At 66.1% G+C, this 10,781-nt stretch carries 9 protein-coding genes; 8 read left to right on the top strand and 1 reads right to left on the bottom strand.

Annotated elements, in window-relative coordinates:
- The 5 genes from FJY88_08735 to FJY88_08715 form a co-directional block, all read left to right on the top strand.
- Positions 1 to 1,033: sigma-54-dependent Fis family transcriptional regulator (locus FJY88_08735; protein MBM3287418.1), on the top strand; the 1,033-nt coding region annotated here is incomplete at its 5' end.
- 481 nt (positions 1,034 to 1,514) lie between these two features.
- Positions 1,515 to 1,805, top strand: a complete 291-nt coding sequence (locus FJY88_08730; GenBank protein MBM3287417.1) for a co-chaperone GroES — start codon at positions 1,515 to 1,517, stop codon at positions 1,803 to 1,805.
- Positions 1,806 to 1,861: 56 nt separating this feature from the next.
- Positions 1,862 to 3,493, top strand: coding sequence for a chaperonin GroEL (gene groL / locus FJY88_08725; GenBank protein MBM3287416.1), 1,632 nt, complete (start codon positions 1,862 to 1,864; stop codon positions 3,491 to 3,493).
- Between the two features lie 251 nt (positions 3,494 to 3,744).
- Positions 3,745 to 5,022 carry a GTPase HflX gene (gene hflX / locus FJY88_08720; protein MBM3287415.1) on the top strand — a complete coding sequence of 426 codons (1,278 nt, stop codon included), beginning with the start codon at positions 3,745 to 3,747 and terminating at the stop codon, positions 5,020 to 5,022.
- A 120-nt stretch (positions 5,023 to 5,142) separates the two neighbouring features.
- Positions 5,143 to 6,474 carry an NCS2 family permease gene (locus FJY88_08715; GenBank protein MBM3287414.1) on the top strand — a complete coding sequence of 444 codons (1,332 nt, stop codon included), beginning with the start codon at positions 5,143 to 5,145 and terminating at the stop codon, positions 6,472 to 6,474.
- On the opposite strand, the gene FJY88_08710 is transcribed toward FJY88_08715, so the two are convergent.
- Entirely contained in the window at positions 6,453 to 7,427 is a 975-nt protein-coding gene (locus FJY88_08710) for an RluA family pseudouridine synthase (GenBank protein ID MBM3287413.1), read from the bottom strand. The genes FJY88_08715 and FJY88_08710 overlap by 22 nt on opposite strands.
- Positions 7,428 to 7,469: 42 nt before the next feature.
- On the opposite strand from FJY88_08710, the gene FJY88_08705 reads away from it, so the two are divergent.
- The 3 genes from FJY88_08705 (at position 7,470) to pdxT (ending at position 10,660) form a co-directional block, all read left to right on the top strand.
- A complete protein-coding gene (locus FJY88_08705; GenBank protein ID MBM3287412.1) occupies positions 7,470 to 9,017 on the top strand; it encodes a PLP-dependent aminotransferase family protein in 1,548 nt (515 codons plus the stop codon).
- 113 nt (positions 9,018 to 9,130) lie between these two features.
- Positions 9,131 to 10,012, top strand: coding sequence for a pyridoxal 5'-phosphate synthase lyase subunit PdxS (pdxS, locus tag FJY88_08700; protein MBM3287411.1), 882 nt, complete (start codon positions 9,131 to 9,133; stop codon positions 10,010 to 10,012).
- Between the two features lie 63 nt (positions 10,013 to 10,075).
- Positions 10,076 to 10,660 (top strand): pyridoxal 5'-phosphate synthase glutaminase subunit PdxT, encoded by a 585-nt coding sequence (gene pdxT, locus FJY88_08695; protein MBM3287410.1) that lies wholly within the window; start codon positions 10,076 to 10,078, stop codon positions 10,658 to 10,660.
- Positions 10,661 to 10,781 lie beyond the last annotated feature (121 nt).

The raw sequence follows: 10,781 nt of genomic DNA, 5'->3' as shown, positions 1-10,781 counted from the left end.
CCTCGCTGTCGTCCGCAGAGGGATCGCGACCCAGCGGCTCATGAGCGAGATGCACGAGATGGCCCGGCGTCTCGACCGGCGGTACGGGTTCGGCAATCTGATCGGCAACTCGGCTCCGATCGCGCGCGTCTATGGCCGTATCCTCCAGGCGTGCGGATCGGATCTGCCGGTGCTCATCACGGGGGAGCCCGGCACGGGGCGAGGCCTCGTCGCCTCCGCCATCCACCACAACAGCCCGAGGCGCCCGGGTCCCCTGATCCGTTTTGACTGCGGCGGAACAGAGGCCGGCATCCTGGAGCGCGAGCTGTTCGGGCAGGAGGTGGACCGGGGCGAGCCCAGCCGTCCCGGCAGGATCGAGCTCTCCCGCCGGGGAAGCCTGCTGCTCGATGGCATCGAGGAGCTTCCCTCGGGTGTTCAGGGGCGGCTGCTGCGCCTCCTGAAGGACGGGGAGTTCGAGCGGTGCGGAGGTCGGAGGACGCGCCGGGCTGATATCAGACTGCTGGCCATCGCCGCCGCCGATCTCCGCGAGAGGGCGCGAGACGGGAGGTTTCGTTCCGACCTGCACGACTTCCTCCGCGCTGCGACGATCGAGCTTCCGCCGTTGAGGAATCGCCGCCGCGACATTCCTCTGCTCGTGGACCACTTCCTCACCGAGGCGACAAGGGAGATGGGCAGGCAACCCGCCCGCATCACGCCGGCCGCCCTGGATCGGATGGTCCGCTACCCATGGCCCGGCAATGTGGGCGAGCTGAAGAGCGTGATCCGGGGGATGATCCTCCTGGCCGGCGGCGAGCGTTCTCTCGATCTCGTCGATCTGCCTCAGGAGATTCGAGAGGGGATCGCTCCGGGATCCGAGGAACTGCGGCTTCCAGCGGGGAGCAGCCTGGAGGAGATCGAGCGGCAGGTCATCGAGCAAACGCTCGCGCGCATCGGCGGAAACCGTGAGCGCACGGCCGAGGCGCTCGGGATCAGCCTGCGTACTCTCCAGAGGCGCCTGGCGAGCTACAAGACCAAGTGGCGCCACTCATCTTGAAACATCCAGAGCCATGGCATGCCATTATGACACCTCTCAATCTCTTGCAATGTTTGCAAATAGAGGGATTTGGCCGCCTGGACTGTTTCAAAGGACGATTCGCTAGATGCCATTATGGCATGCCGTTACAAAGTGAAATTGCAGAGGAGCCGGCGTGGCAAGGGTTGTATCGCGCAATGGCTTGCGCCTACGGGGGTTGAGATCGCTCCGGGGGTGTTGAGTGGGAGCCTGAGTCTGTCTCAGCTTGGGACGTGGTTCTCTTCGCTCGTCGAACTTCACTCCTAACCGATTGATGTCATTCTAGTTATATCGACGATCCGCGACGGCACGAGTCTGGTTACTCTCCTCACCGGCCGGAGATGGACGGACCAGCCAGCCTGGCTCGGGTCCGCTCCCTCCATACTTGTCCAATCTGATAGGACATTGGGTTGGGTCCATTCCACAGGGGATGACCCTGTGAGCGAAGGAGGTTTTCATGGCGGTGAAGATTCGACCCCTCGGTGATCGCATCCTGGTCAAGAGGATCGAGGAAGCCGAGGAGACCCGCGGGGGCATCATCATCCCCGACACTGCGAAGGAGAAGCCCATGCAGGGGGATGTCATCGCGACCGGCCCGGGCCGTGTGCTCGATGATGGCAAGCTCCAGAAGATGGAATTGAAGGCCGGCGACCGGATCCTGATGAGCAAGTACGCCGGTACCGAGGTCAAGATCGACGGTGAGGATTACCTGATCCTGCGCGAGGACGACGTCCTGGGGATCATCCAGAAGTGAGAGCGCGCCATCGCGCGCCCTGCATGAAGCCACTTGCCTAAGGGAGGCTCTGATCGATGCCAGCAAAGCAGTTAGTTTTCAAAGAGGAAGCCCGCCAGAAGATCATGGAGGGGATAGAGATGCTCTCGAGGGCCGTCAAGGTGACGCTTGGGCCTCGCGGGCGGAATGTCGTCCTCGATAAGAAGTGGGGTAGTCCCACGATCACCAAGGACGGGGTGACCGTTGCCAAGGAGATCTCGCTCGAGGATCCCTACCAGAACATGGGCGCCCAGATGCTGCGCGAGGTCGCCAGCAAGACCAGCGACGTCGCCGGCGACGGGACGACGACCGCGACCATCCTCGCCGAGGCGATCTTCCGCGAGGGGCTGAGGAACGTGACCGCGGGATCGAATCCGATGTACATCAAGCGCGGGATCGAGAAGTCGGTGGAGGCGATCGTCGAGGAGCTGAAGCGGCTGAGCAAGGAAGTCAAGGATCGCGCTCAGATCATGCAGGTGGCGACCATCTCCGCCAACGGCGACACCGAGATCGGCAACATCATCGCCGACGCGATGGACAAGGTCGGCAAGGACGGGACGATCACCGTCGAAGAGGCGAAGAGCATGGAGACCACCCTCGAGATCGTCGAGGGCATGCAGTTCGACAACGGCTATCTGTCGCCCTACTTCGTCACCGACAAGGAGAACATGGAGGTCGTTCTCGAGAACTGCCACATCCTGATTCACGAGAAGAAGATCTCCAGCCTGAAGGACATCCTCCCGATCCTCGAGAAGATCTCCCAGGCCGGGAAGCCCCTGCTCATCATCGCGGAGGACATCGAGGGCGAGGCGCTGGCCACGCTCGTCGTGAACAAGCTGCGCGGCACCCTTCAGGTTTGCGGTGTGAAGGCACCCGGCTTCGGCGATCGCCGCAAGGCGATGCTCGAGGACATCGGGATCCTGACCAAGGGAATGGTGATCAGCGAGGATCTCGGGCGCAAGCTCGAGAATGTGACGATGCAGGATCTCGGCCTCGTTAAGAGAGTCGTGGTGAACAAGGAGAACACCACGATGATCGAAGGCGCGGGGCGTCCGGCCGACATCAAGGCGCGGACCGAGCTGATCCGCAAGCAGATCGAGGAGGCCACGTCCGACTACGACAAGGAGAAGCTGCAGGAGAGGCTCGCGAAGCTCGCCGGCGGCGTTGCCGTCGTCAATGTCGGCGCGGCTACTGAGACCGAGATGAAGGAGAAGAAGGCCCGCGTCGAGGACGCCCTTCACGCCACCCGCGCGGCGGTGGAGGAGGGAATCGTCCCCGGAGGCGGGGTCGCCCTCATCCGCTGCCTCACCGCCCTGGAGAAGCTCGAGCTGACCGGCGACGAGCTGGTCGGGGTGGGGATCGTCCGCAGGGCCCTCGAGGAGCCCCTCCGGACCCTGGCGAACAACGCGGGGGTCGAGGGCTCCGTGGTGGTCATGGAGGTGAAGAAGGGGAAGAAGAGCTCGGGCTACGATGTCGACAAGGACGAGTATGTCGACATGTTCGAGCGCGGGATCATCGACCCCACCAAGGTCACCCGCACCGCTCTCCAGAACGCCGCCTCGATCGCCGGGCTGATGCTCACGACCGAGGCCCTCGTGACGGAGATTCCCGAGAAGGAGAAGGCGCCGATGCCGCCCGGCGGAGGCGGTGACTACGGCGGAATGTACTAGTCATCAGGTTGCCTGATCCGACGGTCGCGGGCGGGGAGAGGATCTCTCCCGCCCGCGTTCCGCCAATTGAGGAGGAGGATCGAGTGAAGGACTCGCGAAATCGACTGATTGCTGCCGTCACATTCGTCATGCTGACGGGAACCATGGTCGAGAAGAAGGTCATGGAGATGGTCGGAGAGAGACAGTAGACTCGCGATGGGCTCTCTCTCCGGAGCCTCGGATCGCTCGGGAGCCCTAGGGAGGATGAGGAGATAGCCAGACCTCCGCTCAGCACCGCATCGCGAGTCGAGAAGGCGATCCTGGTGGGCGTCGACAGTCCCGGATCGCCGCAAGAGTCTCTCGACGAGCTTGCCCTCCTGACCGACACGGCCGGCGCCCGAGTCGTCGACCGCCTGATCCAGCGACGCAGCACGATCGAGCCATCGACCTATCTCAGCAAGGGGAAGCGGGGGACCCTGGCCGAGCTGATCGCCCAACACAAGGCGGAGCTTGTCATCTTCGATGAGGAGCTGAGCCCGGCCCAGGTGCGGAACCTCGAGCGGGATCTGCAAGTCCGGGTCGTCGACCGAAGCGAGCTGATCCTCGACATCTTCGCGCGACGCGCGAGGACTCGCGAGGCGATGCTCCAGGTGGAGCTGGCGCAGCTCGAGTACTTGCTGCCCCGCCTGACGAGGATGTGGACGCATCTCGAGCGCCAGGTCGGCGGGATCGGCACTCGGGGGCCGGGCGAGACGCAGCTCGAAGTCGACCGGCGGCGGGTGCGCAAGAAGATCTCGATTCTGAAGGAGAAGCTGGAGCGGATCGACCGCGAACGGGAGACGCAGCGCAAGGGGAGAGGGGACTTCTTCCGTGGGGCGCTCGTCGGATACACCAACGCGGGGAAGTCGACGCTGTTCAACGCGCTCACGCAGGCCGGCGTCCTGGCGGAGGACAAGCTCTTCGCGACGCTCGATACGACGACCCGGCAGCTGGGCCTGCCTGAGGAGCAGAAGATGCTTCTCTCCGACACGGTCGGCTTCATACGGAAGCTGCCGCACCACCTGATCGCATCCTTCCGGGCGACCCTTCTGGAGGTTCGGGAGGCGGATCTCATCATCCACGTCGTCGACGCAAGCCATCCCCGGCACGAGGAGCAGATACGCGCGGTGGAGGAGGTCCTTTCGGAGATCCTCGAGCGCGACGTCGCGCGGCTGATCGTATTGAACAAGATCGATCGGCTCGGCGAAGAGGAGATGTCGCAGGCCCTCAGGCTGAGACATCCGGACGCCGAGATCGTGTGCGCGCACTCACAGGGCGACGTCGCCCGTCTTCGCGATCGCCTCGCGCGGGAGCTGGCCTCGACGCGGGTCGTGGTCAGCCTGAACCTCCCGGTCGAGCGGATCGGCGATGTCCGGGGGATCCTGCGGCGAGGCCGCGTGATCCGCGAGAGGTACGAAGACGGGAGACTCCACGCGGAGTACGCGCTCGCGCGGCCCGACATCGAGCGCCTCCAGAGATCCGGGTGCTCGGTGAAGCCCCTCCCGGGTTAGGAGGCCTCGGGCCGGCCGCCTCCCCAGGAACGAAGCCGCGGGTTCCCATCCCCGCCCCCGTTACCTCCCCTTGCTCATCCCTCTGGCAGTGCTAGACTGCCCGGCCGGGAGGGCGAAGCCATGATCGAGTCGATCTTCCATGTCCGGGCCAGCGGATCGACCGTGAGACGGGAGGCGTTCGCTGGACTGACGACCTTCCTCACGATGGCCTACATCATCTTCCTCAATCCGGCCATCCTCTCCATGGCGGGCATGGACTTCGGATCGGTGATGGTCGCGACCTGCCTCGTCGCCGCCTTCGGCACCCTGATGATGGCGTTTCTGGCGAACTACCCGATCGCCCTGGCCCCCGGGATGGGGGAGAACTTCTTCCTCGTGACGGCTGTCCTCGGCATGGGGATCACCTGGCAGCAGGGGCTCGGGGCTGTGTTCCTGGCGGGATTCATTTTCCTCATCCTGAGCATCCTCCGCGTGAGGGAGATGATCCTCGACGGGGTCCCTGATCCGCTCAAGCACGGGATCGCGGCCGGCATCGGCCTCTTCATCGTCCTCATGGGACTGGTGAACGGCGGCATCGTCGTGCGACATCCGATCGGACCCGTGGTCCCCGTCGCGCTGGGGGACTTGCGGGGGCCGGCCGTGCAGACCGCCCTTTCCGGACTGCTCGTCACCGCCGTGCTCGCGGCAAGGAGGCTGCCCGGCGCGATCCTGATCGGGATGGTCGCGACGGCGGTCTTCGGACTGATTCGCGGCGTCGTCCAGTACGAAGGTATCGTCGGCCCGCCTCCGTCCCTGCGCCCCACGTTTCTGCAGATGGACCTGGGATCGCTCCTCGATCCGGCCCTGTGGCCCGTCGTCCTGATCTTCCTTTTCATGGGCGCCTTCGACGCGATCGGGACGCTGATCGGCGTCGGGCAGCAGGGGGGGTTCCTGAAGGAGGGGAAGCTGCCCAAGGCGACCCGGGCGCTCTGCACCGACGCGGCGGCGAGCATGGTGGGGGCCGCTCTCGGAACGTCGGACGTGACCGAATATGTCGAGAGCGCGGCCGGCGTGCAGGCGGGGGGCCGCACGGGTCTCGCGAACGTCGTGACCGCCGGGCTCTTCTTCTTCGCGATCTTCCTCGGTCCTCTGGTGGAGATGATCGGAGGGGGATACGAGATCGCGAAGGGAGCCCTACTCTATCCGGTCACCGCTCCGGCCCTGATTCTCGTCGGGTGCTTGATGGCGCGGGGGTTCGCCCACATCCCCTGGGATGACCCCGCGCCGGCGATCCCGGCCTTCCTGATCGCCGTGGGGATTCCCCTGACCTACTCGATCGCCGAAGGGCTCGCCTTCGGGTTCATCAGCTACCCGATCGTGATGCTCTTGGCGGGGCGGGGACGAGAGGTGAAACCCCTCGCCTACGTGCTCGGAGTCCTGTTCCTGCTTCGCTACGTCCTGCTGGCGAAGTAGTCGAACCCCAGCGACAAGAGATGGTCCGCGAGGTCCGCCCAAGGAGGGGCCTCGATGCGCGGCGGCGCCTCGAGTTCTCGCGCCAAGTCCTCTGGGAATGCTATCGCGAGCGCGTGGAGCCAGAGTCGCGGGGATCCCGCCGCGCGCCGGGGATCGCCGTAGAGGGGATCTCCGGAGATGGGATGGCCGATCGCCGCCAGATGGGCCCGGATCTGATGCGTGATCCCGGTCCTCGGGAGGATTCTGAGCAGGGCGCAGCCGGTGAATCGGTGGATCGTCTCATAATCGGTTCGCGCCGCGCTTCCCGCGGGGTCGGGCCGGACGCGCCCGGATGAAGGGCTGCGCCGGAGCGGGATGTCGATCGATCCCTGCGCCGGCTTGGGCCTGCCCGACACCAGGGAGATGTACTCCTTCATCAGAGTCCGCTTCCTGAAAGCGCCCTCGAGCAGGCGATGGCCCGACGGCGATAGGGAGAAGAGAACGAGCCCGGAAGTGTCTCGATCGATGCGGTGCACGATGCCCGGTGCTTGCTTGAGCTTGCCGGTCATCCAGGAGAGGAGGCTCTGTCCGGGAGCTCCGGTGGGATTCGTCGGCATCCCGGGCGGCTTCGAGGCCGCGCAGAGGTGGGGCGAGCGGAAGATCTCGATCGGCTCCTGCGGGAGCGCGGGCGAGGCGGGCGGCTCGACGATCTCCACGCGGTCGCCATGTTTCACGAAGTACCCGCGCCCTCGGGCCTGTCCGCGGACTCTCACCGCTCCCGTGTGGAGCAGACGATCGATGGCGCGGGGGCCGAGGTCGGATCGTCGCTTGCGAAGGAAGCGATCGAGCCGGAGCCGATGCTCGGCTTCGGAGACATCGAGGAACTCGGGCGCGCTGTCCATCCAAGGGAACGTATGAGGTGCGCTGCGAGAGGGCAACCCGGACGACGAGCTCGCACGAATGGACCGGTCCATAATACGCCACTTGAGAAAAATGGCTTGAACTGATCCTCGACTATGGCGACAATAACGGCGATGAAGAGAGCGAAGCGCTCATCCAATCCAATATTGGATGGGATCCATATCAACCGGAGTGGAGACCGGCCTCTCTACGCGCAGCTTGCCGACGCCTTGCGACAGAGGATGCGCTCGGGGCTCCTGCCTCCGGGGACCCGGCTTCCCGCCACAAGGGTTGTCGCCGAAAGGCTCCGCGTGAACCGCGCCACCGTGGTCGAGAGCTACCATCTCCTGAGGCGCGATGGATGGGTGCGCAGCGGCGTCGGGTCGGGGACATTCGTGATGGCGAGGGGCGCGACTCTCGAGCGCGGTCGAACCGCTCAAGAGCGAGCCTTCTGGTCCCCGCGCCTGGTTGCCCTTCCCAAGCCGGAAATCGCCCGGGCGGCGGCGATCCAGCCCGAAGGGACGATCCGCTTCACTTCGATGACCGCCGACCCGGCGGCCTTTCCGGTGCCCGAGTTCCGCGAGGCGCTGGACGAGGTCTTCAGGCGGGAGGGGCCCTCTTGTCTCGACTATGGCCCGCCCGATGGATACCGTCCCCTGCGGGATGTCATCGCCGAACGCCTCGCGCGCCAGGGGGTCGCTGTCGATCCCTCGCGCGTCATCCTGGTCAACGGGTCGCAGCAGGGTCTCGAGTTGATTCTGCGGCTGCTCGTGCCGAAGGGAAGGACGCTCCTTCTCGAGGAGCCGACCTACCATCTGGCGCTCCGCACCGCGCGTTCCCTGCGAATGCCGATCCATGGAGTGCCCCTCGATGGGGAAGGGCTCCGAATCGACTTGTTGCGGCAGGCGCTCGAAGCGACCGATGCCGGAATGCTCTACACGATGCCTGTCTTCCAGAATCCAACAGGGATCACCATGTCGCCCGAGCGGAGGGGCCTGCTTCTCTCGCTCGCGGAGGAGAAAGGGCTGCCGATCGTGGAGGATCACTTCGACGCGGAGCTGGACTACGAGGGGAAGGCGCCGCCGCCGCTCCTCGCGGAAGGCTTCCCTCCCGGGGTGACGCTGCTCGGGACGTTCAGCAAGATCCTGTTCCCGGGCCTGCGGGTCGGCTGGCTTGTCGCGCCGGAGTCGCTTGTCGGTCCGCTCAGCGAAATGAAGGTGTGCGCCGACCTGTCAAGCGGGCTCTTGACGCAGATGGCGCTTGCCGAGTTCTGCCGCCGAGGAGCCCTGGATCGTCATCTGGAGATGATCAGGGAGCGCAACCGGTCCCGCCTGGGCGCCGTCCTGCAGGCTCTGGAGACGGAGATGCCGGATGGGTGCTCCTGGACCCGTCCGGCGGGCGGCATGACCCTCTGGCTGCGCCTGCCCGACGGGGTCGACGCGGAGGGGGTCGCGGAGGAGGCTCTCAGGCGCGGCGTCGCCGTCAACCCCGGGCCGGTCTTCTGCGCGGGCGACGGGGGACGGGATGGAGTTCGCCTCTGCTTTGTCCGCGAGGATGAACCCCGACTCCGCGAGGGAGTGAAGAGACTGGCGGGCGCGGTGAGGGATCGGGTGGGCATGACGGCGGCGCGCGAGCGTAACGGCGCGGCCGCTCCGACGCTGTGACCGCCGCCGGAGGGAGAGGGATTCATGATCGACCGACGCTCGGCGCGACGCGCCATGAGAGGCTGAAGAAGGACGGTGGGCATTTCCCCGGCAGGGGAGGGAGAATCGCGAAGATGGAGACTGGGACGCTGAGGCTCAAGACGGGCCTCGCCGAGATGCTGAAGGGCGGGGTCATCATGGACGTCACGAACGCCGAGCAGGCGAAGATCGCCGAGGAGGCCGGCGCCGTCGCGGTCATGGCGCTCGAGCGCGTTCCCGCCGACATCCGCCGGGAGGGCGGCGTCGCGCGGATGGCGAGCCCGAGGAAGATCAAGGAGATCATGGCCACGGTCTCGATCCCGGTGATGGCCAAGTGCAGGATCGGCCACTTCGCCGAGGCGCAGATTCTCGAGGCGCTCGGTGTCGACTTCGTCGACGAGAGCGAGGTCCTCACGCCGGCCGACGAGGCGCACCACGTCGACAAGTTCGCTTTCAAGGTTCCCTTCGTCTGCGGCTGCCGGGACCTCGGCGAGGCGCTTCGCAGGATCGGGGAGGGAGCCGCCCTCATCCGAACGAAGGGGGAGGCCGGAACGGGCGATGTCGTCGAAGCGGTTCGTCACATGCGGGCGATCACGCGGGGCATCCGGGAGCTCTCGATCCTCCGGGAGGAGGAGCTGATGTCGAAGGCCAAGGAGCTGGGCGCTCCCTTCGAGCTCCTCCGCCTCGTGGCCCGGGCCGGGAAGCTCCCTGTTCCGAACTTCTCCGCCGGGGGCATCGCCACTCCCGCTGACGCCTCGCTCATGATGCAGCTGGGGGCCGAGTCGGTCTTCGTCGGCTCAGGGATCTTCAAGAGCGCCGATCCCCCCGCCAGAGCCGCGGCGATCGTGAGGGCGGTGACCCACTACGGCGACCCCAAGGTCCTCGCGGAGGTGAGCGAGGAGCTGGGGGACGCGATGCCCGGCCTGGACGTCGCCAAGATGGCCGAGAGCGAGTTGCTACAGACGCGCGGATGGTAGTCGGCGTGAAGGCGAGTCGCAGCGGAGCGCGCGGGAGCGGGAAGCGGGCGTGACGGGATGTCTCTGAAGGTCCCGATCGGAGTGCTGGCGCTGCAGGGCGACTTCGCGGCCCACATGCGCGCCCTCGTGGAAGCCGGCGCGGATCCGGTCGAGGTCAGGCGCACGGAGCAGATATCGACCCTGCGCGGCCTGATCCTGCCCGGGGGGGAGAGCACGACGCTCCTGAAGCTCCTGTCGGAATACCGATTCGATGATGCGATCTCCGGTTTCCACCGGCGCGGAGGGTTCCTCTTCGGAACCTGCGCGGGGCTGATTCTCCTCGCGAACGAGGTTGTCGGGCCGCCGCAGAGGAGCCTCGGCCTACTCGATCTGACGGTTCGCAGGAATGCCTATGGCCGGCAGGTCGACAGCTTCGCCGGCATGGGGATGTTGCGAATGAATGGCGGGAGTCCGCGCAGAGCCGAGATGGTGTTCATCCGCGCTCCGCGGATCGAGAGAGTAGGGCCGGGGGTGGAGGTCCTCGGAGATCTGGATGGCGAGCCGACGCTCGTGCGACAGGGACGCGTCTGGGGATCGACGTTTCACCCGGAGCTCGCGCCCGGGTCCGAGATCCACCGGGCCTTCGTCGAGGCCGTCGGGGGGGATTGAGCGGGAGCATGCGGCGACGCGATCTGCTCGTTGCCCCCGTCGCGGCCGCGGCGATCGGCGCGGCTGCGGCGGCTCTGATCGGCTTCAATCCCCTGGGACTGTTTCACTCGTGCCCCCTGAG

The organism is Candidatus Eisenbacteria bacterium (assembly GCA_016867495.1).
Classification (GTDB): domain Bacteria; phylum Eisenbacteria; class RBG-16-71-46; order CAIMUX01; family VGJL01; genus VGJL01.
This window is presented reverse-complemented; position numbering and strand designations above follow the sequence as displayed.

Excerpts from the sequence above, each read along its gene's own strand:
- groL (MBM3287416.1), top strand. The coding sequence starts at position 1,862 with ATGCCAGCAAAGCAGTTAGTTTTCAAAGAGGAAGCCCGCCAGAAGATC.
- FJY88_08715 (MBM3287414.1), top strand. The coding sequence starts at position 5,143 with ATGATCGAGTCGATCTTCCATGTCCGGGCCAGCGGATCGACCGTGAGA.
- FJY88_08710 (MBM3287413.1), bottom strand. The coding sequence starts at position 7,427 with ATGGACCGGTCCATTCGTGCGAGCTCGTCGTCCGGGTTGCCCTCTCGC.
- FJY88_08705 (MBM3287412.1), top strand. The coding sequence starts at position 7,470 with ATGGCGACAATAACGGCGATGAAGAGAGCGAAGCGCTCATCCAATCCA.
- pdxS (MBM3287411.1), top strand. The coding sequence starts at position 9,131 with ATGGAGACTGGGACGCTGAGGCTCAAGACGGGCCTCGCCGAGATGCTG.